We start from the raw sequence: 27,000 nt of genomic DNA, 5'->3' as shown, positions 1-27,000 counted from the left end.
GCATGCTGTGGACTCTTGCCTGCGTGCTGATGGCGGGTGACTGTCTGGCGCAGGAAGAGATCGCCGGCGCGGTGTCGCTGCGCGGGGTGTGGACCCTGCTGATGGGCGCCTTCGCGCTGTTGTTCCTGGCCGTGCTGATCTACCGCCGCCAGCTCAGCGAATTGCACACACGCACGCGCGCGCTGGAGGTCTCGGAGCTGCGCTATCGCCTGATCGTCGAAGGCACCCATGTGGTGGCCTGGGAATACGATCTGGGTTCCGACAGCTTCACCTACGTCTCGGCGCCGGGCACGCGCCTGCTCGGTTTCAGCATCGATGACTGGAAGTGTTCCGGCTTCTGGCGCTCGCGCCTGCATCCGGAAGATGTCGAGCGCGCCATGGCCTTCATGCGTTCATACTATCAGGGCGATGCGCCGCATGAGTGTGAATACCGCATGCGCCATGCCGACGGCAGCGAGGTGTGGGTTCGCGATCTGCGCACCAGCATCAATAATCCCAGTGGCCGCGTGATCGGCATGCGCGGCATCCTCATCGACATCTCGGCCTATCGCGCGTCCGAAGCGGCGCTGGAGGACAGCGAGGCGCGCCTGCGCAGCGCTTTCGAGCAAGCGGCGGTGGGCATGGGCCTATGCGCCATCAGCGGTCGTCTGCTGCGCGTGAATCTGCGCTACTGCGAGATCCTCGGTTACACCGAGAGCGAATTGCTGCAAAAAGACTTTCGCGACATTACGCATGCCGATGATGTCGAGAACAATGAGCGCCTGCTCGACCAGCTGGTGCTCGGCAGCGACAAGAACTGCGCGATGGAAAAGCGCTTGCTGCGCGCCGATGGCGAGATTGTCTGGGTCAATCTGACGCTGTCCATCGTCAAGACGCGGCGTCTCGGCTCCAGCCAGTTCATGGAGGTGATCGAAGACATTACCGCGCGCAAACAAGCTGCGGCCGAGCTGCGCGAGAGCGAGGGACGCATGCGCCTGATCCTCTCGGCGATGCGCGAGGGCGTGGTGATGCGTGACGCACAGGGCCAGGTGATCATCGCCAATGCGGCGGCGCGCCGCACCTACGGTCTGGAACCGGGTGAGACCTTCCCGCCGTTGCATGACCCGATGGGCCTGCGCTATTTCCACGAAGATGGCTCGCCTTGCCCGATTGGCGATCTGCCCGGCGCCCGCTCGATGCGCACCGGTCGTTCCAGCTCCGCAGTGGTCGGGTTGGCACGCCGCGATGGCACGCGTGCCTGGTTCATCGCACGGGCCGAGCCGCTGGCGCGTGATGCGAAAACCGGCATGCATCCGGTGGTGTTCACCATGACCGACATCTCGGCGCAGCGCCGCGCCGAAGAAGAGCTGCGCCTGGCTGCCACGGTGTTCGACAACAGCGTCGAAGCAATCATGATCACCGATGCGCAGCGCCACATTCTCTCCGTCAACCGCGCCTTCACCGAGCTCACCGGTTTTGCATCGGAAGAGGTGATCAGCCATTCGCCGGCTCTCTTCTCGGCCAGTCTGGTCGACGAGGAAGACCAGAACAGCCTGTGGCAGATTACCGAACAGCAGGGCTCCTGGCAGGGCGAGGTGTGGCAGAAGCGCAAGAACGGCTCGGAATTCCCCGGCTGGCTGTCGATCAGTGCGGTGCGCGACCGTAGTGGTGCGATGACCAATTTTGTTGCGGTGTTTACCGACATTACCGAGCGCAAGGCGACCGAGGCGCGCATCGCCTTCCTCGCACACCACGACCCGCTCACCAGCCTGCCCAATCGCACCCTGTTCCAGGACCGCCTGGAGCAGTCGCTGACACGTGCCGAGCGCACCGAGCAGCGTGTGGCGCTGTTGTTCCTTGACCTGGACCGCTTCAAGACGATCAATGACTCGCTCGGCCATCTGGCGGGCGACCGCCTGCTGCAGGCGGTCTCCGAGCGTTTGCGCGACTGTGTGCGCGATACCGACACGATCTGCCGTCAGGGCGGCGATGAATTCCTCATCGTGCTCGCCGATCTGGCTGATGCCGATGTGCCGGCGCGCATCGCCGAAAAGATCCTGCGCCGCCTCTCCGAGCCCTTCGATGTCGGCGGGCATTCGCTGGGCACCTCGTTCTCGATCGGTATCGCCGTCTTCCCCGACGATGGCCGCACCGCCGACGCGCTGATGAAGAATGCCGACACGGCGATGTATCACGCCAAGGAAAACGGCCGCAATACCTACCGCTTCTTCACCGAGCAGATGAATGCCAATGCGCTCGAACGCCTGCAGCTGGAAAACCATCTGCGTCAGGCGCTCGAACGTGGCGAGCTGCTGCTCAACTACCAGCCCCAGGTCGACATGGAGACCGGCGTGATCCTCGGCGGCGAGGCGCTGATCCGCTGGCAGTCGGCCGAGCTGGGTTTCGTGCCGCCGGGTCGCTTCATCCCGATTGCCGAGGAATCCGGCCTGATCGTGCCGATTGGCCGCTGGGTGCTGCGTCAGGCCTGTCTGCATGCTAAGGCCTGGCAGGATGCGGGCTTTACCGAGGTGGCCGTGGCGGTCAATATCTCGCCGCTGCAATTCCGCCGCGACGACATCGTGGCCGTGGTCAGCGCTGTGCTGCGCGAGACCGGTCTGGCGCCCGAATATCTTGAGCTGGAAATCACCGAGTCGCTGATCATGCAGCATGCCGAAAGCGTGCTCGACACCATGCAGAACCTCAAGGCGCTCGGCGTGCGCCTGTCCATCGACGACTTCGGCACTGGTTACTCTTCGCTGTCCTATCTCAAGCGCTTCGCGGTGGATCGCCTGAAGATCGATCAGAGCTTCGTGCGTGACATTGCCGACGATCCGGATGACGCCGCCATCGTGCGGGCGATCATCCAGATGGGCAAGAGTCTCAAGCTGGATGTGGTGGCCGAAGGCGCCGAGTCGCGCGCCCAGGTCGATTTCCTGATTCGCGAAGGCTGCCGCGTCGCGCAGGGCTATTTCTTCTGCCCGCCGGTGGCTTACGACGTGTTCACGCGCGTGCTGCAGCAAGGCATCGCGGCGCGCTCCGAGCCACCGCGCCGCGCCTTCCTGCAAGCGGGCTGATCCGCGCAGATCATCCGGCGGGCGGCACGCCGGGATGACTTAGAAGCCCACACTGATGCCCATGGTGGCGAGCGGAAAGCGGCGTTGTTGGTTGAGCACGTCGGCAAGCTTTTCCTGTTCGATCAGCGCATCGGTATTGATGCATGCCAGGCAGGGGCCGAATAGCAGATCCTTGGGGGCGCCGATGCTGCTGCGGCTCAGGCCGAAGCTGAAACGCGGCCCGTCCTGATCGCTGCGCATGTCCAGAATGCCCAGGCAGGGCGAAACGCGTGGGTCTCGCGATTGCCGGCAATGCTCCGCGCCATCCTGCGAATAGTCCGCGGACGCCGCGCTGCGCGCGGGCGCTTTGAGCTCATCGCGCACCACTTGGGGCAGGCTGCTGAGGCTGCGGTAACGCAGCACCACGGTATCGACCGCCGGTGCGCGGGTGCGCGGCAGAGTTTTGCGGGGCGGCGTGGTTTTGGCTGGGCGGGGCTTCTTGTTTGCCGCAGAGGCTTTTTCAGCGGCCGTGCTGGCTGCGCTCAGACCCAGACAGAGCAGGCTGGCACAGAGGAGCAAACAGGTGTTCCGCCACGCCATCAGCCGGCTCAATACTGGTAGCTGGCGCCGATGCTGATGAACGGATTCCAGCGGATACCGTCGCCACCCGATTTGAACTTCAGGCCGAAGCCGGCGGGTGTGGCACAGGAGATTGCCATCGCGCCGCAATCACCCTGGGTGCGGATGCTGGCGCCCAGGTCAGCACTGATACGCCAGCCCGGCGCCGAACTGGCTGCCCGGCTGCTCCAGCCCAGCCCCAGGAAGGCCTGGCTGCGGAAACTGTAGTCGCTGTCGATGGCGCCGTTCTCGCTGCGGTTGGCGGTGTCGCGCCAGGCCAGGCCCAGGCTGGTACGCAAGCCGCTGCCGAAGGGATACCAGTCGGCCCAGGCGGCGTTGGAGCGCATCGAGCTGTTGCTGCCGCTGTCGTGGCGCAGCGTGTTGGCCGGGATGAACGCGGGCGCCGAGATAGCGCTGTCGAGCAGGGAGATGTTGATACGCAGGCGTGCCGGGTTGTCGTCGTCGTTGGCGTCCAGCGCGTAGGCATACGTGCGCGGCGTGATGCGCAGCCCCAGCGTGTCCGCGCTGGCGCAAGGCGTCACCAATGCTGCCGCAAGAGCGGTGCAGAGGATTGGCAGCAGGCGGGCGGGGCGAGACATCACAACATTCCTTAACAATTTGGCGTATCGGGCTTCAGGCGTAGACGACTTCGACACTCTCCGAGGATAACCAGTCGCGCAGCGATTCGAGTAGCTTGTCGTCGATACGCACACACCATCCGTCACCCAGAGGCAGATCGGCCTCCGCCACGCCATTCCTGTATCTTAAACGGACAGGGGACGCGCCGTCCGCAGGTTTTCCCCGATAAACGGCTAAAAGTTGTTGCAGACGGTCGGCCGCTGCACGCGCACCGCCGCTCGCGGCGACTTCGCCGTTGATGCGCAGCGACAGCCCGCGCGCATAGCGGCCGCGTGCATCGGCCAGACTCATCAGCTTGTCGGCGACGATGCGGTAGCCGCCGGAGAAGTCGTCATTGCTGACTTTGGCTTCGACGATCAGCACTTCGTCATTGAGGATCTTGCCCTTGTTCGCTTCGAGGGTTTCGGCATATACCGTGACGTCATACTGTGCGCTGCCGTCATCCAGCGTGACGAAGGTCATCTTGCCGCGCTGGCCGATCTTGGTGCGCTGGGCCGCTACGATGCCGGCCAGCATCTGCGGTTCGCGCTTCGGTTCCAGGCGCGAGAGCGGCATGCGCACAAAGCGCCGCACTTCGTCGCGGAAGCTGTTGAAGGGGTGGCCGGAGAGGAAGAAGCCGATCGCCGTCTTCTCTTCGGTGAGCTGCTGGCGCTCGGTCCAGGGGCGCGCCTCGACGTATTCGGGCGCAATCGCTGAGGGGCCGTCGCCCATGTCGAAGAGGCCGCCCTGGCCGGCGCTGGCCGCCGCCTGATCCGCTGCTTCCATGGCCACGCCGACAGTCGCCAGCAGCTTGGCGCGGTGCGCTTTGCCATCGGGCGTGCGCGGCGCGATCTCGTCGAGCGCACCGGCGCGGATCAGCGCTTCAACTGCGCGGCGATTGACCGCGCGGCGGTCCACGCGCAGGCAGAAGTCGAACAGATCCTTGAAGGCGCCGCCACTCTGACGTGCCGCCAGAATGGACTTGACCGCCGGCTCGCCGACGCCCTTGACGCCGCCGAGGCCGTAGCGGATGGTCTTGGCATCGGTCGGTTCGAAGCGGTACTGCGAGTGATTGACGTCCGGCGGCAGCACCACGATGCCGTTGGCGATGGTGTCTTCGAAGAAGATCTTCACCGTGTCGGTATTGTCCATGTCGGAGGACATGGTCGCCGCCATGAAGGCCGAGCAGTGGTGCGCCTTGAGCCAGGCGGTCTGGTAGGTGACGACGGCGTAGGCGGCGGTGTGCGACTTGTTGAAGCCGTACTCCGCGAACTTGGTCATCAGGTCGAACAGCTGTTCGGCGAGTGCCGGGTCGTAGCCCTTCTTGGCCGCACCTTCGGCAATCGTGGCGCGGTGCTTGGCCATTTCCTCGGGTTTTTTCTTGCCCATCGCCCGGCGCAGCATGTCGGCGCCGCCCAGCGTGTAGCCGCCGATGATCTGCGAGATCTGCATCACCTGCTCTTGATACACGATGACGCCGTAAGTCGGCTCCAGGCAGGCTTTGAGGTCCGGGTGGAAATAGTCGATCGCCTGCTTGCCCTGTTTACGCAGGATGAAGTCGTCCACCATGCCCGAACCCAGCGGGCCCGGACGGTAGAGCGCGAGCACGGCGATGATGTCTTCGAAGCGGTCCGGCCCCAGCTTCTTCAGAAGCTTCTTCATGCCGTCCGATTCAACCTGGAAGATTGCGGTGGTGTTGGCGTCTTTCAGGATCTGGTAGGCGGCCGGGTCTTCGAAGCCCAGCGCCATCAGATTCGGGCGGGCACCGCTGAGGCGTTCGACGTAGTCGAGCGCCAGATCGATAATCGTCAGGTTTCGCAGGCCGAGGAAGTCGAACTTGACGAGGCCGACGGCTTCCACGTCGTCCTTGTCGAACTGCGAGACGGTGGTCGCGTCGGCGCCATCGGCAAGGTAGATCGGGCAGAAGTCGGTGATCTTGCCCGGCGCGATCAGCACGCCCCCGGCGTGCATGCCGACGCCGCGCGTCATGCCTTCGAGCGGCAGGGCCAGCTCCCATAGCTCGGTGATCGATTCGCCGTCGCCTTCCTCGCTCATCATCTGGTTGATGGCGGGCTCCTGCTCGCGCGCCTCTTCGAGGCCCAGCGGCTTGTTCTGCACCACCGGAATCAGCTTGGAGAGCCTGTCGCACAGCCCATAAGGCAGGTCGAGCACGCGGCCGACGTCGCGCACCACGGCTTTCGAAGCCATGGTGCCGAAAGTGGCGATCTGGCTGACGGCGTCTTCGCCGTAGCGCTGGCGCACATAGTCGATGACCATGTAGCGCTTTTCCTGGCAGAAGTCGATGTCGAAGTCAGGCATCGACACCCGTTCCGGGTTGAGGAAGCGCTCAAACAGCAGGGCGTAGGCGGTCGGGTCCAGATCGGTAATATCGAGCGAGTAGGCCACCAGGGAGCCGGCGCCGGAACCCCGGCCGGGGCCGATCGGCACGCCATTGGCCTTGCCCCAGCGAATGAAGTCCGCCACGATCAGGAAGTAGCCGGGGAAGCCCATCTGCACGATGGTGTCAGTCTCGAACTTGAGGCGATCTTCGTAGCGCGGGCGCTCGCGTTCGCGTTCCTCGGCATTCGGGTAGAGCTGGGCGAGGCGGTTCTCCAGGCCTTTCTTCGCCTCGGCGACGAGGAAGTCGTCAAGCGTCATGCCTTCCGGCGTGGGGAACTGCGGCAGGAAGTTCTTGCCCAGAGTGACGGTCAGCGAGCAGCGCTTGGCGATCTCGACCGCGTTCTCCAGCGCTTCGGGGATGTCGGCAAACAGCGCCTGCATCTCGGCCTGGCTCTTGAAGTACTGCTCTTCGGTGAACAGCTTGGGACGGCGGTTGTCCGACAGCACATAGCCCTGGGCGATGCACACGCGCGCCTCGTGGGCCTTGAAATCCTCACGTTTGAGGAACTGGATCGGGTGCGTGGCCACCACCGGCAGTTCCAACTGGCTGGCCAGTTGCAGGGCGTCGCTGATGTAGGCTTCGGTGCCGGCATGGCTGGCGCGCTGCACCTCGATGTAGAAGGATTCCGGGAAGCGTGCCGCCCAGTCGCGCGCCAGCGCTTGTGCCGAACTGTAGTTGCCGGCCGCCAGCGCGCTGCCGATATCGCCCTGCTGCGCGCCGGAAAGGCAGATCAGGCCGCTGACCGCGGCGGCGTCCAGCCATTCCTTCTTCAGTTCGGCGCGGCCGCGGTGCTTGTTCTCCAGAAACGCGCGGCTGAGCAGCTCGCAGAGCTGGCGGTAGCCTTCGCGGTGCTTGACCAGCAGCAGCACGCGGCTGGGCTTGTCGCGCTCGACTTCGTTGCTGATCCAGGCGTCGACGCCGATCACCGGCTTGACGCCGGCACCACGGCAGCCCTTGTAGTGCTTGACCATCCCGAACAGATTGGCCAGATCCGAGATGCCCAGGGCTGGCATGCCGTCCTGCACGGCAGCCGCAATCGCATCATCGACGCGGGTGATACCGTCCTCGATCGAGAACTCGGTGTGCAGGCGCAGATGAACGAAGGCGGGGGAGGGCGGGGGCGTGTCGACAGCGGGGAGCTCGGGATTCATCCCTCAATTTTACCGTTTCACGCTGCGCTGGCGAGCAATTTGTCGAATCGACAGGGGGGCGTTCTGCCTTCTGGCGGATGCTTGGCCTGGATCGACCTTGCGCAAGCCGCATTTGTGCGACCATACGCCGCAACGGCCATCTTGGTGGCATTTTCCGGATCTCTTGTCTTGCTGAGCGAAGTTTCCGCCCATCCGTCCCGCCTGGCCTTGCTGAGCCTGATTCTGGGCGCCATGTGCATCGCCTTCGCGCCGATTTTCGTGCGCCTCGCTGATGTCGGCCCGGTCAGCGTGGTGGCCTGGCGCCTGGGCTTGTCGATTCCTTTTGCGCTGATCTGGTGCTGGCGCATCCGTCACCGCCCGCAGGCACCCCATGCACGGCGCGGCGCGGCGGCCTATGGCCTGCTGGTGCTCTCCGGCGTGTTCCTGGCCATCGATCTGGCGCTGTGGCACATCGCCATCCATTACACCTCGGTCGCCAACTCGACCTTCATCCTCAATCTGGCGCCGATCTTCGTCACCCTGGGCGCCTGGGCCTTGTTCGGCGAAGTGATCGGCGGCGGCTTCCTGTTGGCCTTGCTGGCCGCGATCTGCGGCGCGGGTTTGTTGGTGCGCGCCAGCTTCGATGTCTCGCCGCGCGATCTGATGGGTGACTTCATCGCCCTGGCGGCGGCGATTTTCTATGCCGGCTACCAGCTGACGGTCAAGCATTGCCGTCGCCACTTCGCGACCGCGCATATCCTCGCCGGCACGGCCATCGTGACGCCGCTGGTACTGGCGCCGGTCATCGTGGTGATGAACGAGCAGGTGCTGCCCCGCTCACTGCAAGGCTGGGGCGCGGTGCTGGGCATCGCGCTCATCTGCCAGGTCTTCGGGCAGGGGCTGATCACCTGGGCGGTCGGTCATCTGCGCGCCAATCTGGCTTCGGTTCTGCTGCTGGTGCAGCCGGTCACTGCAGCCTGGCTGGCGATCCTGATCTTCAACGAGCAGATGAGTTTGTCGCGCTTCATCGGTTGCGCGCTGGTGCTGGCCGGACTTGTGCTGGCGCGGCGCGCCAGTCGCTGAATGCCATGTAGATGTGGCACCTGAGTTGAGTTGCGGTTTTGCCGCCTGATTGAGGCTATTTGCCACTCGTCCAGAAGCGCTGGGTAAATGTAAATTTCTGTCTAGAATCCGAGCTCCAAGGCAGAGGGGGCTGGGATGGTGCGCTTTTACAAGTGGTGGGGCGTAGTAACGGTGCTGCTGCTGTCTGCCTGCGGTGGCGGTGGCGGTGGCGGGGGAGGTGGTAGCAGTAGCACGACGACGACGACGACGGTCTCTGGCTGCACCTTCACGGCGACCGCAGAAGTGGATGCCAGCGATAACAACACCCATCCGACGGATGCCGAGGCCGCACGCTTCCTGCAACAAGCGAGTTTCGGCCCGAGCCGCGCGTCGATTGATGCGCTGAAAAAAGGCAGTGCGCTCACCTGGATCACCCGTCAGTTCGAGCAGCCGCGCGCCAGTCATCTGAGTTGTGTGGATCAGGAAGCTGCACGTCTGGCCAGCATCGGCACGGCGACGATTGATCAGAGCCACTTTCTGCAAAGCTGGTGGGGGCAGGCACTGACCGGGCGGGACCAGCTGCGCCAGCGCGTGGCCTTTGCCTTGTCGCAGATTCTGGTGGTGTCCTTCAATGGTGATCTGGGCAGCGATATCCGCGGCGTTTCCTACTATTACGATCTGCTCGAGAAAAATGCCTTTGGCAACTACCGCGATCTGCTCGAAGACGTAACGCTGAGCCCGGCGATGGGCGTCTATCTCTCGCATCTGCGCAACCGCAAGGAAGATACCGCCAGTGGGCGCACGCCGGACGAGAACTATGCGCGCGAGATCATGCAGCTGTTCTCGATCGGCCTCTACCAGCTCAACAATGATGGCAGCCTGAAGCTCAGCGGCGGCAAGCCGATCGATACCTATTCCAATAGCGATATCAGCGGGCTGGCCAAGGTGTTCACGGGCTACAGCTACGGCGGCGCCGATACCGCCGATGCGCGCTTCTGGGGTAACGTCAAGGACGCCAACTACAACGTCATGCCGATGCAGGGCTATCCGCAGTTTCATTCGATCTCGGCCAAGCAGTTCCTCGGTGTGACAATTCCGGCGCAAAGTGCAGCGACGGCGGCGAGCATGGCCAGTGATCTGAAAACGGCGCTCGACACCATCTTCAATCACGCCAATGTCGGCCCCTTCATCGGCAAACAGCTGATCCAGCGACTGGTCAAGAGCAATCCCTCGGCTGCCTATGTTGATCGCGTGGCGACTGCCTTTAATACCGGAGTCACCGCTCTCGCGCCGGGTCTGGGCACAGGCAAGCGCGGCGACATGCGCGCAACGATTGCCGCCATCTTGCTCGATCCGGAAGCACGCCCGGCGACATTGACGGCAGGCGAGGGCAAGATCGTCGAGCCGGTGATCCGCCTGGCCAACTGGGCGCGCGCTTTCAACGTGGTGTCCAACTCCGGCGCCTACAAGGTCGGCAATACCGATAGCGCCTCCGGCAGCTTGAACCAGACGCCGATGCGTGCTTCCTCGGTTTTCAATTTCTATCGCCCCGGCTATGTACCGTCGAACAGTCGCGTGGCAAGTAATTCCCTGGTCGCGCCGGAGATGCAGCTTGCCAGTGAGACCTCGGTGGCGGGCTACATCAATGTCATGCAGGGGATTGTGCAGAATGGTGTTGGCACCAGCACGGCCGGGGTGCGTGATGTGCAGCCCAACTACAGCAGTGAGATTGCGCTGGCTAGCGATTCCGCCGCCTTGCTCAATCGCATTGATGTATTGCTGACGCGCGGTGCGATGAAGGCCCTGACGCGGACCAGCATCAAGACGGCGGTGGATGCTGTCAGCATTCCGACGGGGTCGACCAGCAGCGCTTCCAGCGCGGCAGCTGTGGCGCTCAAACAAAGAGTCTGGCTGGCGGTCTTCCTGACCATGGCTTCCCCTGATTATCTGGTCCAGAAGTGAGGCGCCGAGCATGAGTCACTTGTCCCGTCGTGAATACCTCAAGCGCCTGGCGGCCCTGGCCGGCTTGGGTTCGGCCGCGCCTTTCGCACTCAATCTTGCGGGCCTCGGGGCGGCGAGCGCCCAGAGCGCGCCGGACTATCGCGCCATCGTCTGCTTGTTCATGTTTGGCGGGAATGATCACAACAACATGATCATTCCCTACGATCAGGCCGCCTACGATGCTTACGCTGCTGCGCGCAGCGGCAACCGCACGGCCGGCGGTATCGCTTACGACCGCTCGCAACTGACGGCGACCAAGTTCAGCCCGGCGACGGCGCAGAGTTCCAGTGCGGAATTCGCCTTCTGCCCGCCGATGGCGCCGCTGCAGGCTTTGTTCACGGCGGGCAAGCTGGCCATCCTGCCGAATATCGGTCCGCTGATTGCGCCGACCAATCGCACCAGTTATCTCGCCAACAGCGTTGCCTTGCCGCCCAAGCTGTTCTCGCACAATGACCAGCAGGCGGTGTGGCAGTCGTATGCCGCCGAGGGTGGCAAGGCGGGCTGGGGCGGGCGCATGGGCGATCTGCTGGCGAGCAGCAATTCTTCGACCGTGTTTACCGCCATTTCGGCGAGCAGCAATGCGGTCTTTCTGGCCGGGCAGAACATTTTCCAGTACCAGATCGGTACCAATGGTGCGACACCGGTTACGGCGGTGAACAGCTCGCCCTTCGGGCTCTCCGGCGCGGCCGGTACGGCGGCGCGGACGGCCTTGTCGCAGCTGGTGACGGACAGTGTGGCGGCCGGCACGCTGTACATGGAGTCGGACCACGCCGACCTGGTCAAGCGCTCGATCGATGCCTCGGGGACGGTTAGTTCAGCGCTCGCGACGGTGCCGACCAGCACGGCAGGGATTAGCTTGCCTACCGCGCTGGCCAACAATTCACTGGCCCTGCAGCTGCAAGTGGTGGCCCGCCTGATCGCTTCGCGCAGCAGCCTGGGGGCCAAGCGTCAGGTTTTCTTTGTCAGCATCGGCGGCTTCGACACGCATGACAACGAGATCACCACGCTCGAAGACAACGCCAATACGGGCGCGCTCGGTCTGCATTCGCAGGTGGCGCGTAGCATGGATTATTTCTACAGCGCGATGGGCTCGCTGGGCCTGCAGAACAATGTCACGCTGTTTACCGCCTCGGATTTCGGTCGCACATTGACCTCCAATGGCGACGGCTCGGACCACGGCTGGGGCGCGCATCATTTCGTGCTCGGCGGCGCCGTCAAAGGCGGCGACATGTACGGCACGATGCCCGCCGTGCGCCTGCACACCACGGCCAATCCGAATCTTGCCGACGCGGGTTCCGGGCGCTTCATCCCGACGACTTCGGTCGACTCCCTGGCGGTCACCCTGGGGCGCTGGTTCGGCGTCTCCAGTGCAGACTTCAGCCTGATTGCTCCGAATATCGCCAACTTCAACAATGATCTGGGCTTCCTTGCCTGATCGTCGGAGGCATCACAGATCCGCAGCGTCGTGTGTTGCGTGGTTCTGGACAGGCTTGCCGGGTGGGTAGGCGCGCTATCTGAATGCCACCTGTTTGAAGTGCGCGAATCAGGTTGTTGCCATTGACGTACTCATGTGCTGGCGCTGCGTGTCATCTTGGTGTAACGCACCTCGCATAGTCTTCAGCGGTTTTTCGATCCCGGCTGGAGCCTATAACTATGAGCAAGAACAACTATCTCCCCGACGCCAATGGTGTTGATCCCGATGACATTGGGCACAATGAAAGCAGCAATCCATCGATTCAGGAAATCCTCAATGCGCGCCTGAGCCGCCGCTCCCTGTTGCGTGGCGCGAGCGGCGCTGCCGGGCTGGCTTTGTTCTCGCCGTTTGGGCTGGCAGGCTGTGCCGGTTCAGGCGATGGTGGCGAGTCCTCTTCGTCCGGCAATTCTTCCGAACAGTTGTTGGGGTTCACTCCCGTAGCCAAGAGCTTGGCGGACGTATTCACTGTTCCGGTTGGCTATACTGCTTCGGTGATCTATGCCTGCGGCGATCCGCTGACGGCGGCAACAGCTGCCTACAAGAATGACGGAACCGATACCGATTTCGATAACCGTTCGGGTGACTGTCATGACGGGATGGAGTACTTCGGCTTGTCTGCAGCAGGCACGCCGGATGTCAGTGCCAATGATCGCGCGTTGCTGGCCATCAATCACGAATACATCACACAGGTCTTCCTGCATGCCAATGGCCCGACCTCGGGTACGCGTCCGGCTGCTGAAGTAGACAAGGAAGTGGCAGCACACGGCGTCTCGGTTGTGGAAATTCGCAAGAGCGCTGGGCGCTTTGCGACCGTTCAGAGTTCGTCCTTCAACCGCCGCGTTACTGCGCTGAGCGAAGTCCAGATCGCCGGCCCTGCTGCCGGACATGCCTTGCTGAAGACGAAATACTCCACCAACGGCACCAAGACCCGTGGCACGCTCAACAACTGCGGCACTGGCAAAACGCCTTGGGGCACGCTGCTGACGGGTGAAGAGAACTGGGCCGGTTACTTCAAACGTGCTGCCGGTGATGATGCCAAGCGCGATGCGAAGAGCGTGACCGCACTTAAGCGCTACGGGCGTAGCCAAGGTAGCTCGGGGCGCTACGGCTGGGATACGGCCGGCACAGCTGACCAATATGCACGTTGGGATATCAGTCTGACCGGTAGCTCTACCGATGGGACTGACGACTATCGCAACGAGCTCAATGGTCAGGGCTATATCACCGAGATCGATCCGTACGACAAGACGGCTGCGGTCAAGAAGCGTACCGCCATGGGGCGTTTCAATCACGAAGGCGCGGCCTTTTCCCGTCCGGTGGCAGGCAAGGCGCTGGCGGTGTACATGGGAGATGATGCGCAGAACGAATATGTCTACAAGTTCGTTTCGGCGACGAACTGGGACGCGGCGGACGCCAGTCCGAGCAATCGCATTGCGACCGGGGACAAGTATCTGAACAGCGGCAAGCTGTATGTCGCCAAGTTCAACGCCGATGGTTCGGGTAACTGGCTGGAGCTGAGCATCACCAACTCCACGGTCAGCGGCTATGCAACCTACGCGTTTGCCGATCAGGGCGATGTGGTAATCAATGCACGTCTGGCGGCGGATGCCGTCGGTGCAACCAAGATGGACCGCCCCGAGTGGTGTGCGACCAATCCGAAGACGGGTGAAGTCTATTTCACGATGACCAATAACAGCAGCCGTACCGCTGCGACGGTGGATGCGGCCAATCCGCGCTCATACAGCGACACCAAGGGTACGGCCACGACCCAGAGTGGCAATGTGCACGGTCATATCATCCGTATCGCCGAGACGGGTGACGATGCCGCTGCCACGACCTTCAAGTGGGATGTGTATGTGTTTGGCGCGGAAGAGACCTCCCCGACGGCAACTGTCAATCTGTCCGGTCTGGGCAAGGACAACGACTTTTCCAGCCCCGATGGTCTGGCCTTTACCAGCAGCACGGGAATCTGCTGGATCCAGACGGATGATGGCGCCTATACCGATGTCACCAACTGCATGATGCTGGCTGCTTTGCCGGGCAAAGTGGGTGACGGTGGTGATGTCAGCGTGACCAGTGGTACCTCGACCGTGACCACCAAGATGGGCAAGAAGCCCACGACCGATACGCTCAAACGCTTCCTGGTCGGTCCTTTCGATCAGGAAATCACCGGCGTGTGTGAATCGCCCGATGGCAAGGTTCTGTTTGTCAACGTGCAGCATCCGGGCGAGGGCTCCACGGTCGCCAATCTGTCCGACCCGACGAAATACACCAGTCAGTGGCCCAGCAATGCAGGGTATGGCGCGGGTAAGCGTCCGCGTTCCGCGACGGTCATGATTACCAAGAACGATGGTGGCCGGATTGGTTCCTGAGAGATCAGCGTAGCAAGCAAAAAGGGGCGTCCGGCGGACGCCCCTTTTTTGTTGATCGACCTGCGCTGTTGATGTTCGTGCCGAGAATGCCTATAGCATGTTGTCGTGCGGCTGCCAGCAGAGGCAGCACCGCCAGTATTTCATGCGCGCTGAACGGATGTTTGCTGATTCAGCATTCACGCCGCACGTTGAATGGCGCGGGGGTGGGTCGCGGCCTTAGCGGCCTGTTGTGCACTGTAGTCGGCCCCCAGATGGGCGAGCATTGCGAGGCTGAGGCGCTCCAGTGTGTAGTGCGGCTGCCAGCCCCAGTCCTCGCGCGCGGCGCGGTCATCGAGGCCGGCTGGCCAGGAGGCGGCGATGCGGTCGCGGGCGTCCGGCTGGTAGTCAATCTGGAAGCTGGGGCACTGGCTGCGGATGGCCGCTGCAAAATCCGCTGGCGCAGCCGAGAAGCCGCCCAGGTTGTAGCCGCTGGCACGGCGGATTTGCTCGCGCGGCGCCGCCATGTAGTCGAGGGTGCCACGCACGGCGTCGGCCATCGCCAGCATTGGCAGGGCGCGCTCGGCTGACAAGGGGCAGACGAAAGTCTCGCCCTTGACCGCCGCGTGGAAAATCTCAACGGCATAGTCGGTGGTGCCGCCGCCAGGCGCGCTTTCCCAGCCGATGATGCCCGGGTAACGCAGCACACGCACATCCAGACCATGCTTTTCGCGATACCAGGCGGCGAGGTTTTCGCCGGCCGCCTTGGCGATGCCGTAGATGGTGCTCGGCCGCGTCGGTGCGTCGTCGGGCGTTGCTTCACGCGGCACGTCGGGGCCGTAGACGGCGATGCTGCTGGGGAAGAAGACACGCTCCACGCCTTCGGCCACCGCACCTTCGAGCACATTGAAGTAACCGTTCAGATTGACCTGCCAGGCGCGCACGGGGTCGCGCTCGCCAGTGGCCGAGAGTACCGCAGCCAAGTGGTAGATCTGCGTCGGCCGCAGTTCGCGCAGCAAGGCGAGCAGCGCGGCAGTGTCGGTGACATCGAGCTGGCGGTCGACTGCACCGCGCAGATCGGTGGCGATGACCTGACTGTTGCCGTGGCGCGCACGTAGCGCGGGGACCAATACGCGGCCGATTTGTCCATTGCAGCCGGTGACGAGGATGACTTGCCTGGTGTCCATGTGCTTCTCCCTGAATGCGTACGCGGTTCGCTGGCGATGCTGATGAAACTTCAGCTGCTATTTGAACTGCGCGGCGGTGCAGCATGTGCCTGGAAAAGAGATGGAAAAACCTGACTATCCGGTATCCCTTAGGTTTTCAGGCGGGCAGCCTTGCGGGCGTTTCAGATCAGCACTTCGATGACATCCGGATGGGAGAGGAAGCCGCGCGGGCTGGCGCTGGCACCATAGGCGCCCGATTGCAGGACGACGAACAGATCGCCAATGGCGGCTTGCGGCAGCATCACCTCGCTGCCCAGCACGTCGAGCGGCGTGCACAGCGGGCCGACCACGCTGTAGCGCTGATCGGCGTTCTGGCCGGCCTTGTTGCCCAGGAGCACCGGGTAATTCTTGCGGATCACCTGACCGAAGTTGCCGCTGGCGGCCAGGTGCTGATGCAGGCCGCCATCGGTGATCAGGAACGTGGTGTCGCGGGACTGCTTGATGTCCTGCACGCGGCAGACATAAACGCCTGCTTCGGCCACCAGGTAGCGGCCCAGCTCCAGCGCGAGGCGCGCTTGCGGCTGCGCGCTGAGCAGCTGTGCATCCAGCGCGGCGAGGTGATCGGCAATCGGCGCAAGGTCGAGCCGCGCTTCGCCGGGGAAGTAGGGCACACCAAAGCCGCCACCGAGATTGAGGGTGCGCAGCGGTCCCGGCGCAGCGGCGGCTAGGCGCAGAGCCAGTTCGAAGCTGGCACTTTGCGCTTCGATCAGCGCCTCGGCTCTGAGGCTCTGGCTGCCGGCGTAGAGATGGAAGCCTTCGAATTGCAGCTCCAGCTCTGCCAGCCTGCGCAGCGCGGCGGGAATGGCTTCGGCATCGATGCCAAAGGGTTTGGCGCCGCCGCCCATGCGCATGCCCGAACTCTTCAGCTCGAAATCAGGATTGACGCGCAGCGCGACGCGCGCCGGCAAGCCCAGCGCTTGCGAGGCCTCGTGCAGGCGCTGCAGCTCGGTCAGCGATTCGGCATTGAGGCAGACGCCGGCGGCGACCGCCTGACGCAATTCCTGCGCTCGTTTGCCCGGGCCGGCAAAGCTGATCGCTGCGGCCGCCATACCGGCGTCCAGCGCGACGCGCAGTTCGCCTGCCGAGGCCACATCGAGGCCGTCGACGCGGCTGGCGATATGCGCCACCAGGGCCGGCATGGGATTGGCCTTGATCGCGTAATGCAGCTCCAGGCGCGCGGGCAGCACGGCTTTGAGGCTGTCGATGCGCGCGCTGATGGCCTGCCGGTCATAGGCGTAAAACGGCGTCTGGCCGACGCGTTCAGCCAGGCGCGTGAGGGGCATGCCGCCGACCAGCAGTTCGTCGCCCGCAAGGGGGAACTGGGTCATTGCGGCGTGGCTGAGTGTCGGGCGCGTCATGCGGTTGGCATCCTTGCTTCAGTGCGGCGCGGCAGCGCTGAACAGGCCGGCAAAGGACTGGGCGAGCTGGACGCGGTCGATCTTGCCGTTCGGGTTGCGCGGCAGGGCGGTGCTGCACAGTTCGATATGCGCTGGCAGCATCCAGCCCGGCAACTGCGTACGCAGCGCGGCGAGCAGGCTGGCGGCCGTGCAGTCCCGCCCGCTCGCCGGGCAGGCGACGAGCACGATGGCCTGCCCCAGCGCGGGGTGCTCGACGCCCAGCGCGGCGACTTCGGCGACCAGGCCGGTGGCGTGGCAGGCTTCTTCGACCTCGGTCGGGCTGACGCGGTAGCCCGAGGTCTTGATCATCTCGTCACGCCGGCCGATGAAATAGAGGAAGCCTTCGGCATCACGGCGCACGGTGTCGCCCGAGAACACCGCGATCTCGGCCTGCGTTTGCCCGGCGCGCAGCGGCAGCGGGCGATAGCGCTCGGCGGTTTTGGCGGCGTCGTTCCAGTAGCCCAGGGTCACCAGGGCGCCGCGCTGCACCAGCTCGCCGGGTTCGTCGACGGCGCATTCGCTGCCATCTTCGCGCAGCACCAGTACCTCGGTATTCGGAATGGCGCGGCCGATCGAATCCGGGCGCCGCGCCGCTTCTTCGGGCGGCAGATAGGTGGCGCGGAAAGCTTCGGTGAGACCGTACATGAGGAAGGGCTTGGCTGCCGGCACGCGCTCGCGCAGCGCCTGCAGGGTGGGAATCGGCATGCGCCCGCCGGTGCTGGCGAAATAGCGCAGCGATTGGCTTGCCGCCTCCGGCCAGTTCAGCGTCGCCAGCTGCATCCATAGCGGCGGCACGGCGGTGAGTCCGGTGACCTGTTCACGCGCCATGGCGTTCAGCACGTCACGCGGCATCAGGTAATTGAGCAGCACCACGCGCGCGCCGACGGCAAAGGCTGTGGTGAGCTGCGAGAAGCCGGCATCGAAGGATAGCGGCAGGGCTGCGAGCAGGCAGTCGTCGGCGCGATTGTCCAGATAGCTGGCCACGCTTTGCGCACCGACCACCAGATTGCGCTGCGAGACCATCACGCCCTTGGGGCGCCCGGTGCTGCCCGAGGTGTAGAAGATGCAGGCCAGATCGGCATCGATGATGCGCGGCGGCTGGCCGGTGCCAGCGGCTTGCAGGGCAGCCCAGCTACCATCCGCCGCATCGACGCACAATGCCTCGCGCAGGGCGGGGCAGTCGGCCAGCACCGGCGCGAGCAGGGGCAGGCGCGCCGTGGTGGTGATCAGCAGGCTGACGCCGCAGTCCTGCAGGATGTGGGCGACCTGGGCCGGTTTGAGCTGCGGATTGATCGGCACGAAGACGGCGCCAGCCAGGCTGCTGGCGAACACGCTGCAGACCAGCTCGCTGCGCTTTTCCATCCAGATCGCCACCCGTTCGCCACGCGCCAGGCCGCGCGCCAGCAAGCCGCCGGCCAGCGCTTCGATGCGCGTCGCAAGCGTGGCGTAATCGATCTGTTGCGCGCCCTCGACAAGCGCAATCGCGTGCGGGGTACGCAAGGCTGCCTGCAGGGGCAGCTCGTGCAGCAAGGTAGGTGGGCGCAGCAAAGTCATCGGGCGCTGGAGCGGACAAACGATTGATCGGTGGGCTGGACGGCCTGAGGGGTCCGCCAAGCTTAACGCAACACAAAGCCACACGACGAATCGGGCAGCCGCCTATAATACCGGCCTTGATGACGGCCGGGCGCTTGCCGCCGGCTTTGGCAGGGGATGGGAGCAGGTGTTGGATACTCGCAAGGAACTCGCAAAAGTACTGGATGACGTGCTGGCCCTCGGCGGGCGGGCCGAGACTTTTGACGACAGTACGGCGCTGCTGGGCGCCTTGCCCGAGCTCGATTCGATGGCCGTGGTGGGCATCATTGCCGCGCTCGAAGAGCATTTCGCGATCTATTTCGCTGACGACGAGATCGACGGCAGCAGCTTCGCCAGCTTCGGCAGCCTGCGCCAGCTCATCGGCGACAAGCTGGCGCAGCCGAAGCATTGATACAGCAAGCTTGTGGTTGAAGCTGCCAAGGCGTCAGACATTGTCTTTGACGCGAAGTACGCCAAGCAAAGCGAAGGCTCGCAAAGGTTTGATTTGCAGAGGCTTTCTTGACCGCGTTCCTTGGCGAAACTTGCTTTGTTTTTCTTCGCGTCCTTGCGTCAAAAACAGCGGCGGTTCATATGTTCCACGAGCGCAGAAGATCGTGAACAGTCTCTCAGTCCTCCAGCAGGTGGCAGGCCGCCAGATGCTGTGGCGCCACTTCGCGCAGTGATACGGTGTGCAGCTCGCAGCGCGGCTCGCCATGCGGGCAGCGACCATGAAAGCGGCAGGCGCGCGGGTCCGGGTTGATCGGGCTGCGTGCTTCGCCCTGCATGATCTGCGCAGGCTGCCCCTTGCGATGCGGGTCCGGAATCGCCGCCACCAGCATCTGCGTGTAGGGATGGTGCGGATGTGCAAAGACCTCCTGCGCCGGCCCTTGCTCCACCACCTTGCCCAGATACATCACCACGACGCGGTCGCAGAGCAGGCGCACGACGTTCAGATCGTGCGACACGAAAAGATACGACAGGCCCAGGCGTGCTTTCAGATCAGCGAGCAGCTGCAGCACCGTCGCTTGCACCGACACATCCAGCGCTGCTGTCGGCTCGTCGAGGATCAGCAGGCGCGGCGAGGAGGCCAGCGCGCGCGCAATGCCGACACGTGCCTTCTGCCCGCCCGAGAGCTGGTGCGGATAGCGGCCGAGCAGCTCGGTCGGCAGGCCGACCCAGCCGGCGAGTTCCTCGACGCGCGCCTTGATCGCGGCCGCATCTTTCATGCCGACGAGAAGACGCAGCGGTTCGGCGATGGTGTCCTGCGCGAGGTAGCGCGGGTTGAGGCTGTCGTTGGCATCCTGGAACACCATCTGCACCACGCCGCGTTGCGCATGGCGCGCGAACCTGGCCGCAGGCGAGGCGGCGAGGTCGCTTTCCTGCGCACCATCATGAAAGTGGATATGGCCGCTGTCTGCATCGATCAGGCGGGCGAGCACGCGTGACAGCGTGGACTTGCCGCAGCCCGATTCGCCGACCAGACCCACGCTCTCGCCGGGGGCGATGTCCAGGCTGATGTCGTCGACGGCATGCAGCATCGCATTGCGGCCAACCTTGAAATGCTTGACGAGGCGCTCGACGCGCAAGAGTGGCGTATTCATTCGGCGTTCCAGCAGCGTACGGTGTGATGGGGCGTGATCGCGAATTCCGGCAAGGGCGCGGCATTGCAGGCCGCTTCGAAGCGTTCGCAGCGGCCGGCGTAGCGGCAGGGTGGCAGGTCGCTGCGGCGCAGATCGGGCAGATTGCCGGGAATCGGGCTCATCGCCGCGATGCTGGGCGCGGTGTGCGGCGTCGAGGCGATCAGGCGCCGCGTGTAGGGGTGGTGCGGCGCGTTCAAGACTTCTTCGGCCGGGCCGCATTCGATCAGGTGGCCGGCATGCATCACGGCGATGCGGTCGCAGTACTGCGCGGCCAGCGCCAGATCGTGGGTGATCAGGATGCTGGCCATGTTCTGCTCGGCCGCCAGGCTGCTGAGCAGTTCCATGATCGCCGCCTGGGTGGTGACATCGAGGCCGGTGGTCGGTTCGTCGGCGATCAGCAGCGAGGGCTGGCAAGCCAGGGCGAGGGCGATCAGGATGCGCTGGCACATGCCGCCGGAGAGCTCGAAGGGATAGGCGTCGTAGCGCCGCGCCGGATCGGGGATGCGCACGCGCTTGAGGCAATCGATGGCGCGTTCGCGAAGATCGACACCGCGCACAGCGGCATGCCGTTTGAGTACGTCCTCGATCTGATGACCGACCTTGCGGATCGGATTGAGCGCGGTGCGCGGGCTCTGGAAGATCATCGACACTTCGCGGCCACGGATTTCGCGCAATTCGTGCTCGCTGGCCTTGAGCAGGTCGGCGCCGCCGAACATCGCGGTGCCGGCGGTGACGCGTGCCGCGCCGTCGGAGATGCCGAGCATAGAATAGGCGAGCACGGATTTGCCCGAGCCGCTCTCGCCGACGATGCCCAGCATTTCGCCCTTGTTGAGCGAGAAGGCGATGTTTTCGAGTGCAAACACGGTGCCGCTGCGTGTGCGGAACTCCAGCGACAGGTCGGCCACGTGCAACAGGGGCAGGCTGGCAACAGGTGCGTTCATGTGCGCCTCCGGGGGTCGATGAGGTCACGCAGACCATCGCCGAGCAGGTTGAAACAGAAGACTGCCAGCATCAGCACGGCACCCGGAAACAGCGCCACCCACCACTCGCCGGAGATGATGTAGCTGGCCCCTTCGGCAACCATGATGCCCCACTCGGGCATCGGCGGCCGCACGCCCAGGCCGATGAAAGAGAGCCCCGCCGCATTGAGGATGGCCCAGCCCATGTTGAGCGAGACCTGCACCATCATCGGCGGCAGGATGTTGGGGAAGATGTGCACGGCGAGAATGCGCAAGTCATGATTGCCGGCCAGTCGCGCTGCTTCGACAAAGCCTGCTTCGCGCCGCACGTTCGATTCGGCACGCGCCACGCGCAGGTAGAAGGGCAGGTTGATCAGTGCGGTGGCGTAGATCACATTGCCGACCGTATTGCCCAGCGCGGCGACCACGCCCATCGCCAGCACGAACAGCGGGAAGGCCATGATGGTGTCCGCCAGGCGCGAGGAGATGCGGTCGAACCAGCCACCCCAGAAGCCTGCCGCGCAACCGAAGGCCGAGCCGATTACGAAGGACAGCAGCACGGCCGCCAGGGCGATGCCGAAGTCCAGCCGCGTGGCGACGATGACGCGCGAGAGGATGTCGCGGCCAAACGAATCAGTGCCGAAGGGGTTATGCCAGGTGGGCGGCGACAAGGCAGGGCCGGCGTTCGAGTCGAGCGGGTCGAAGGGTGCGATCAGCGGGCCGAAAATCGCCATCAGCACGAACAGGCTGAAGACGCTGAAGGCGACCGCCGTGATCGGATTTTCCTTGAGCACATAGCGTAGATGTTTGGTGTTCATGGGCTCAGCCATCCAGCGAGACGCGCGGATCGAGCCAGGTGTAGGCAAGGTCGATCAGCAGGTTGAGTACGACATAGAGCAGGGCCATCGACAGCACGAAGCCCTGCACCGGCGCGTAATCCGAAGCGACCAGTGATTCGATCGCGAACGAGCCGATGCCTGGCCAGGCGAAGACTTTCTCGACCAGCACGTTGGAGCCGAGCAGGAAGGAGAACACCATGCCCATCGTCGTCAGCACCGGCAGCAGCGCGTTGCGCAGCGCATAGGTGTAGAGCACGGTGCCGGGCGTCAGGCCGCTGGCGCGCGCAGTACGCACGAAGTCCGACGACAGCACGCCAAGCATCGATGCGCGCGTCATGCGTGCCAGTGGCGCGAGGACGAACAGCGCCATGGTGACGGTGGGCAGGATCAGCTGTTTGAGCGTCGCCCAGAACACAGCGAGATCGCCGATGAGCAGGCTGTCGATGAGATAGAAGCCGGTGACCGTCGGTGGTGAGGTGACGAAGGCATCGAGCCGCCCGTTCGGCGAAGCGGCCCAGCCCAGCTTGTAGTAGAAGATGTACACCAGCAGCAAACCTGTGAAGAAGGTCGGCAGCGAAACGCCCATCGTAGTCAGCACGCGCACGCCGTGATCGGCCCAGGAGTTCGGCCGTGTGGCGGCGAGCACGCCCAGCGGCAGCGCAATCGACACTGCCAGCAGCAAGCCGCATAGCGTCAGTTCCAGCGAGGCAGGCAGGCGGGCGGCGATCTCGGTGGTGACCTTTTGCCCGGTGGCGAGTGAGGAACCCCAGTCGCCATGCGCTAGATCAACGACGTAGTGCAGGAATTGCTCGGGCAGCGGCCGGTCGAGCCCCAGCTTGACGCGCACTTGCTCAACGGCTTCGGGCGTCGCGGCTGCGCCCGCAAAATAAGCCGCCGGATCGCCCGGCAGCGCACGCGTCAGCACGAAGGTGACGATGATGACGCCGATCAGATTGGGGAGCGCGAGCAGCAGGCGCTTGAGGATCATTTTCATGGCGTGGCGTGGCGTGGCTTGGTTCGGGAGTGGGGAGTGGGGAGTGGGGAGTCGGGGAGGTCGGGAGTCGGGGAGTCGGGAGATGGGTGATGGCTTTTTAGGCCTCACGACTCCCGACTCACTACTCTCCACTCACCATCCCCAAAGCAGTCCTTACTTCTTCTCGATCTGCCGGTAATCCGGCTGGATGTGGAACCAGTAGGTGTAGCCGCTGATGTTCTTGTTCATCACCACGTCCATCACCGGCTGGCCGAGCGGCACGCGCGGCAGGTCTTTGTGGGCGAGGTCGATGAAGCTCTTTACCTGGGCTTCGTACTTCTTCTTGTCGGTCTCGAAGCGCGCGGCGTCGATCAGCTTGTCCATCGCCGGATTCTTGTACGAGCTGTCGTTGAACACCGGGTCGGAGCTGTGGAAGTTCCAGTAGAAGAAGTATTCCGGGTAGTTGAGCCAGCCGCCGAAGCGGTTGATGAACAGTGGCATTTCCTTCTTGAGCATCTGCGCGCGCCAGTTGGCGCCGGGCACCTTGTTGATGGTGGTGCGGATGCCGATTTCATTGAGCGACTCCTGCAGCAGCACGGCAATCGGTTCGGAGATGGTGCCGTTACCCAAATCGAATGACAGCGTGGTGTCGAAGCCGTTCGGATAGCCGGCTTCGGCCATCAGCGCCTTGGCTTTGGCGATATCGGTGCTGTAGCCATGTACGGCCGGCCAGTCGGCGCTGGTGACGTTCATGCTCTTGGCGCCCCACAGCTTGATCACGCGGCCGTAGAAGGCACGTGTGTAGATCTTCTCGTAAGGCACGGCCCAGGCCACTGCCTGGCGCACCTTGGGATTATTGAACGGCGGCTTGTTGTAGTTCATGCCGATGAACCATTCGGCGTTTTCAACCGGCGTGCTCTTGACCACCAGATCGCCCTTGGTTTGCGAGAGCAGGGCGAAGTCCTTGGGCGGCATTTCGAAGCTCATGTCGGCGTCGCCCTTTTCGATCAGCGCGCGGCGCGTGCCGGGGTTGGCGACTTCGCGCTGGATCACGCGCTTGAGCTTGGGCAGCGGGCCGTTCTTCCAGTCATCAAAGCGTTCATAGACGATTTCCTGGCCGGGCTTCCAGCTGGCGACCTTGTAGGCGCCGCCGCCGGCTTCGTTGTTCTTCAGCCAGGCTGCGGCCCAGGGATCGTCTGCCGTGGCGTGGGCCTTGGCGAGCTTGGCGTTGTAGATCGAGGCGACCGGCACCGCCATGTCCGGCAGCGAAAGCTTGTCCTTGCGCAGGAACTTGACGCGGAAGGTGCTGGCATCAACCACCTCGAACTGCTCAGGCTTTTCCAGCGAGCCGGCACTCATCTGGAATTGCGGGAAGCCGCCCATGCCCAGGGCGCGGTCATAGCTCCACTTCACGTCTTCCGCGGTAACCGGTGAGCCGTCGTGGAACCTGGCGTCCTTGCGCAGCTTGAAGGTGACCGACATGCCGTCCTTGGCCACCTGCCAGCTCTCGGCCAGCTCGGGTTCGAGCTTGGCGTAGTCGTAGTAGGGCACGCCGTTGACCACCTTCTTGCCGTAGCTCATCAGGCGGTCATAGGCGATCCAGGCTACGCCGTAGGAAGCGCGGTTGGCGCCCACACCGTGGATGTCGAGGCTGTTCGGCCCGTTTTCGTTGACCACCAGCAGGGCATCCTTGCGCGCGTCCTGCGCCTGGGCGGAGACAAGCTGCAAGGCCAGCAAGGCGGCAGCGGTGAAGCGGAACAGTTGCATGTGAACCTCCGTGATCAGATCGGTGAAGTGGGTATTCAGGTCTGGCTTTGCCCGGCGATGTAGGCGCGCCAGCCGCCGTAATGGGTGATGTCCGTCGCGCCGGCCAGGGCGCTGTGCTCGCAGAGGAAGCCCTTGACCTGCTCGCCGTCATCCAGCGTCAGCGTGCCGATGCCCAGCGGCGCGGGAATGCGCGAGACGAAGTCGCCGAACGCGGCTGCCGACATCTCCCAGACCTCCAGGGCGATGGCTGCGCCTTGCTGCGTGTCGCGGATCAGGCCCGGCTTCGGCGGCACGGTGCCGGGCAGGGCGTAGAGGCGGTAGTGCGGCGCGGTATGGCAGGCGCGTACGAAGCTTGCGGCGCGCTCGGCGAGTTCGCGATTGAGCGGCATGCCCGAGAGGTGGGCACCGACCACGGCGATGCGGATATTGCCCGGCTGCGTGGGCCACTGCGCGTCGAGCGGCGGGTTGTCCTGTGCCTGCCCGGTGGCGCCGCAGGGCAGGGCGGCGAGGCGTTGCAGTCGGTCGGCCAGGGTCGCCAGCGCGGCATCGCTCCAGGCCTGGGCGAACAGGGTGATGCCGAAGGGCAGGCCGTCGGCGCGCAGGCTGGAGGGCACGGCGATGGCGGCCAGATCGAGCAGATTGGCGAAATTGGTATAGGTGCCGAGGCGGCTGTTGAGGCGCAGCGGGTCCGCTTCGATCTCGCTGAGCCGGTAGTGCGTCGGCGCTGTCGGCAGGGCGAACAGATCGATCTCCTGCCACATCGGCGCGATCTGCTTGCGCAGCGCTGCTAGCCGCGTGCGGCCTTTGAACGCGGCGGCCGCGCTGTAATCGACGCCCTTGCTGATGATGCTGCGCACGGCCGGATCGAGCGCCTCCGGATGGCGGGCGAACAACTCGGCGCAGGCTTCCATGCGTTCGGCCAGCCAGGGGCCTTCGTAGAGCAGGGCGGCGGTTGCGGCGAGCGGGGCGAAGTCGAATTCGACCAGCTCGCCCAGGGTGGCCAGTCTCTGCAGGGCTTTGTCGTATTCGGCAGCGGCGAGGGTGTCGCCGAAGAATTCACGCTGCGCCGGCCGTGGCACGCCGATGCGCGGGCGCGCCGGCAGACCGCGCGGGCGTGGCGTGGCGGCGAGCACGTCGAGACCATCGTCGCCGCCCGCGATCTGCATCACCGACCAGGTGTCCGCTGCATTCAGCGCAAACACCGAGACGCAGTCGAGCGAGCGACAGGCCGGAACCACGCCGCTGCAGGGCAGGTAGCCGCGCGTCGGCTTGGCGCCGACGATATTGTTGAAGGCGGCCGGAACGCGGCCAGAGCCGGCGGTGTCGGTACCCAGCGCAAAGCTCACCAAGCCGGCCGCCACCACCACGCCCGAGCCCGAGCTGGAACCGCCCGAGATGTAATCGGCATTGAATACGCTGCGCGGCGCACCATAGGGCGAGCGCGTGCCAACCAGGCCGGTGGCGAACTGGTCCAGATTGGTCTTGCCGATCAGGATCGCGCCGGCATCGATGAGGCGCTGCACGACGGTGGCCGAACGCTCCGGCGTGTAGGCAAAAGCCGGGCAGGCCGCCGTGGTGGGCAGGCCGGCCACGTCGATATTGTCTTTGACCGCGAAGGGAATGCCGTAGAGTGGCAGCGCAGCCGGATCTTGCGCAGCCAGCTCGGCGGCACGTGCCCGTGCCTGCTCTTTGGGCTGCAGGTGCAGCCAGGCCGCCGGATCGGCGCCGGGCAGGCGTGCATACAGCATGTCGACCAGATCCAGCGGCGAATAGCCTTGTGCATAGGCTTGCCGCAAGGCACTGATGCTCAGTGAGCTGGGGGCTGGGGAAGCGCTAAGGGGATTGGGCATGATGGGCAATCCTTCTTGTATACAAGTAGGTATCCAGCAAGTCGTATGCCATCCGCACAGTCTTCCTACGGGTTTTGCAAATCGCTGAAAAAT

18 protein-coding genes are annotated in these 27,000 nt (G+C 64.2%); 6 read left to right on the top strand and 12 right to left on the bottom strand.

The genetic code is table 11. The features are described from left to right. Positions 1-2 precede the first annotated feature (2 nt). The gene (locus ABDB84_RS06860; protein WP_345918953.1) at positions 3-3,053 is read left to right on the top strand and encodes a sensor domain-containing protein; all 3,051 of its coding nucleotides are present in this window, start codon (positions 3-5) and stop codon (positions 3,051-3,053) included. 39 nt (positions 3,054-3,092) lie between these two features. On the opposite strand, the gene ABDB84_RS06855 is transcribed toward ABDB84_RS06860, so the two are convergent. The 3 genes from ABDB84_RS06855 to dnaE are packed head-to-tail and all read right to left on the bottom strand — an operon-like array spanning position 3,093 to position 7,820. Beyond that, on the bottom strand, positions 3,093-3,632 hold the full coding sequence (locus tag ABDB84_RS06855) for a hypothetical protein (protein WP_345918952.1): 540 nt from the start codon (positions 3,630-3,632) through the stop codon (positions 3,093-3,095). An 8-nt stretch (positions 3,633-3,640) separates the two neighbouring features. Then, positions 3,641-4,249: a hypothetical protein gene (locus tag ABDB84_RS06850; RefSeq protein ID WP_345918951.1), complete on the bottom strand. Its 609-nt coding sequence runs from the start codon at positions 4,247-4,249 to the stop codon at positions 3,641-3,643. A gap of 34 nt (positions 4,250-4,283) precedes the next feature. Beyond that, positions 4,284-7,820 (bottom strand): DNA polymerase III subunit alpha, encoded by a 3,537-nt coding sequence (gene dnaE / locus ABDB84_RS06845; RefSeq protein ID WP_345918950.1) that lies wholly within the window; start codon positions 7,818-7,820, stop codon positions 4,284-4,286. Positions 7,821-7,988: 168 nt separating this feature from the next. Between dnaE and ABDB84_RS06840 the strand changes: the two genes are divergently transcribed. The 4 genes from ABDB84_RS06840 (at position 7,989) to ABDB84_RS06825 (ending at position 14,708) form a co-directional block, all read left to right on the top strand. Continuing rightward, positions 7,989-8,882 carry a DMT family transporter gene (locus tag ABDB84_RS06840; RefSeq protein ID WP_345918949.1) on the top strand — a complete coding sequence of 298 codons (894 nt, stop codon included), beginning with the start codon at positions 7,989-7,991 and terminating at the stop codon, positions 8,880-8,882. Positions 8,883-9,017: 135 nt separating this feature from the next. Continuing rightward, complete coding sequence (locus tag ABDB84_RS06835; protein WP_345918948.1) at positions 9,018-10,823, top strand: DUF1800 domain-containing protein; 1,806 nt, start codon at positions 9,018-9,020, stop codon at positions 10,821-10,823. A gap of 10 nt (positions 10,824-10,833) precedes the next feature. Next, positions 10,834-12,297: a DUF1501 domain-containing protein gene (locus ABDB84_RS06830; RefSeq protein WP_345918947.1), complete on the top strand. Its 1,464-nt coding sequence runs from the start codon at positions 10,834-10,836 to the stop codon at positions 12,295-12,297. Between the two features lie 218 nt (positions 12,298-12,515). Then, positions 12,516-14,708 (top strand): PhoX family protein, encoded by a 2,193-nt coding sequence (locus ABDB84_RS06825; RefSeq protein WP_345918946.1) that lies wholly within the window; start codon positions 12,516-12,518, stop codon positions 14,706-14,708. Between the two features lie 176 nt (positions 14,709-14,884). Here the strand turns inward: ABDB84_RS06825 and ABDB84_RS06820 are convergent, their stop codons facing one another. The 3 genes from ABDB84_RS06820 to ABDB84_RS06810 form a co-directional block, all read right to left on the bottom strand. After that, positions 14,885-15,871, bottom strand: coding sequence for an NAD-dependent epimerase/dehydratase family protein (locus tag ABDB84_RS06820; RefSeq protein ID WP_345918945.1), 987 nt, complete (start codon positions 15,869-15,871; stop codon positions 14,885-14,887). Between the two features lie 161 nt (positions 15,872-16,032). Next, the gene (locus ABDB84_RS06815) at positions 16,033-17,268 is read right to left on the bottom strand and encodes a pyridoxal-dependent decarboxylase, exosortase A system-associated (RefSeq protein WP_345918944.1); all 1,236 of its coding nucleotides are present in this window, start codon (positions 17,266-17,268) and stop codon (positions 16,033-16,035) included. Positions 17,269-17,286: 18 nt separating this feature from the next. After that, on the bottom strand, positions 17,287-18,861 hold the full coding sequence (locus tag ABDB84_RS06810) for an acyl-CoA ligase (AMP-forming), exosortase A system-associated (protein ID WP_345918943.1): 1,575 nt from the start codon (positions 18,859-18,861) through the stop codon (positions 17,287-17,289). 166 nt (positions 18,862-19,027) lie between these two features. Between ABDB84_RS06810 and ABDB84_RS06805 the strand changes: the two genes are divergently transcribed. Continuing rightward, on the top strand, positions 19,028-19,291 hold the full coding sequence (locus tag ABDB84_RS06805) for an acyl carrier protein (protein WP_345918942.1): 264 nt from the start codon (positions 19,028-19,030) through the stop codon (positions 19,289-19,291). A gap of 214 nt (positions 19,292-19,505) precedes the next feature. On the opposite strand, the gene ABDB84_RS06800 is transcribed toward ABDB84_RS06805, so the two are convergent. The 6 genes from ABDB84_RS06800 to atzF all read right to left on the bottom strand — a co-directional run bounded on the left by ABDB84_RS06800 (position 19,506) and on the right by atzF (position 26,907). Further along, on the bottom strand, positions 19,506-20,480 hold the full coding sequence (locus ABDB84_RS06800; RefSeq protein ID WP_345918941.1) for an oligopeptide/dipeptide ABC transporter ATP-binding protein: 975 nt from the start codon (positions 20,478-20,480) through the stop codon (positions 19,506-19,508). Continuing rightward, positions 20,477-21,460 (bottom strand): ABC transporter ATP-binding protein, encoded by a 984-nt coding sequence (locus tag ABDB84_RS06795; RefSeq protein WP_345918940.1) that lies wholly within the window; start codon positions 21,458-21,460, stop codon positions 20,477-20,479. Before ABDB84_RS06795 ends, ABDB84_RS06800 begins: the two co-directional genes overlap by 4 nt. Next, positions 21,457-22,296, bottom strand: a complete 840-nt coding sequence (locus ABDB84_RS06790; RefSeq protein WP_345918939.1) for an ABC transporter permease — start codon at positions 22,294-22,296, stop codon at positions 21,457-21,459. Before ABDB84_RS06790 ends, ABDB84_RS06795 begins: the two co-directional genes overlap by 4 nt. A gap of 4 nt (positions 22,297-22,300) precedes the next feature. Then, positions 22,301-23,311, bottom strand: a complete 1,011-nt coding sequence (locus tag ABDB84_RS06785) for an ABC transporter permease (protein ID WP_345918938.1) — start codon at positions 23,309-23,311, stop codon at positions 22,301-22,303. Positions 23,312-23,464: 153 nt separating this feature from the next. Further along, positions 23,465-25,057 carry an ABC transporter substrate-binding protein gene (locus ABDB84_RS06780; protein ID WP_345918937.1) on the bottom strand — a complete coding sequence of 531 codons (1,593 nt, stop codon included), beginning with the start codon at positions 25,055-25,057 and terminating at the stop codon, positions 23,465-23,467. 35 nt (positions 25,058-25,092) lie between these two features. Continuing rightward, complete coding sequence (gene atzF, locus ABDB84_RS06775; protein ID WP_345918936.1) at positions 25,093-26,907, bottom strand: allophanate hydrolase; 1,815 nt, start codon at positions 26,905-26,907, stop codon at positions 25,093-25,095. Between the last annotated feature and the right edge of the window lie 93 nt (positions 26,908-27,000).

This window comes from Uliginosibacterium sediminicola, assembly GCF_039631295.1.
GTDB lineage: Bacteria > Pseudomonadota > Gammaproteobacteria > Burkholderiales > Rhodocyclaceae > Viridibacterium > Viridibacterium sediminicola.
Note: the sequence above shows the minus strand (reverse complement) of the source record. Positions and strands in the feature narration are given on the sequence as shown.

Bases quoted from the DNA above. Each gene is read 5' to 3' on its own strand.
- ABDB84_RS06835 (WP_345918948.1), top strand. From the start codon at position 9,018: ATGGTGCGCTTTTACAAGTGGTGGGGCGTAGTAACGGTGCTGCTGCTG.
- ABDB84_RS06815 (WP_345918944.1), bottom strand. From the start codon at position 17,268: ATGACGCGCCCGACACTCAGCCACGCCGCAATGACCCAGTTCCCCCTT.
- ABDB84_RS06860 (WP_345918953.1), top strand. From the start codon at position 3: ATGCTGTGGACTCTTGCCTGCGTGCTGATGGCGGGTGACTGTCTGGCG.
- ABDB84_RS06780 (WP_345918937.1), bottom strand. From the start codon at position 25,057: ATGCAACTGTTCCGCTTCACCGCTGCCGCCTTGCTGGCCTTGCAGCTT.
- ABDB84_RS06830 (WP_345918947.1), top strand. From the start codon at position 10,834: ATGAGTCACTTGTCCCGTCGTGAATACCTCAAGCGCCTGGCGGCCCTG.
- dnaE (WP_345918950.1), bottom strand. From the start codon at position 7,820: ATGAATCCCGAGCTCCCCGCTGTCGACACGCCCCCGCCCTCCCCCGCC.
- ABDB84_RS06795 (WP_345918940.1), bottom strand. From the start codon at position 21,460: ATGAACGCACCTGTTGCCAGCCTGCCCCTGTTGCACGTGGCCGACCTG.
- atzF (WP_345918936.1), bottom strand. From the start codon at position 26,907: ATGCCCAATCCCCTTAGCGCTTCCCCAGCCCCCAGCTCACTGAGCATC.
- ABDB84_RS06800 (WP_345918941.1), bottom strand. From the start codon at position 20,480: ATGAATACGCCACTCTTGCGCGTCGAGCGCCTCGTCAAGCATTTCAAG.
- ABDB84_RS06820 (WP_345918945.1), bottom strand. From the start codon at position 15,871: ATGGACACCAGGCAAGTCATCCTCGTCACCGGCTGCAATGGACAAATC.
- ABDB84_RS06790 (WP_345918939.1), bottom strand. From the start codon at position 22,296: ATGAACACCAAACATCTACGCTATGTGCTCAAGGAAAATCCGATCACG.
- ABDB84_RS06850 (WP_345918951.1), bottom strand. From the start codon at position 4,249: ATGTCTCGCCCCGCCCGCCTGCTGCCAATCCTCTGCACCGCTCTTGCG.
- ABDB84_RS06785 (WP_345918938.1), bottom strand. From the start codon at position 23,311: ATGAAAATGATCCTCAAGCGCCTGCTGCTCGCGCTCCCCAATCTGATC.
- ABDB84_RS06825 (WP_345918946.1), top strand. From the start codon at position 12,516: ATGAGCAAGAACAACTATCTCCCCGACGCCAATGGTGTTGATCCCGAT.
- ABDB84_RS06855 (WP_345918952.1), bottom strand. From the start codon at position 3,632: ATGGCGTGGCGGAACACCTGTTTGCTCCTCTGTGCCAGCCTGCTCTGT.
- ABDB84_RS06810 (WP_345918943.1), bottom strand. From the start codon at position 18,861: ATGACTTTGCTGCGCCCACCTACCTTGCTGCACGAGCTGCCCCTGCAG.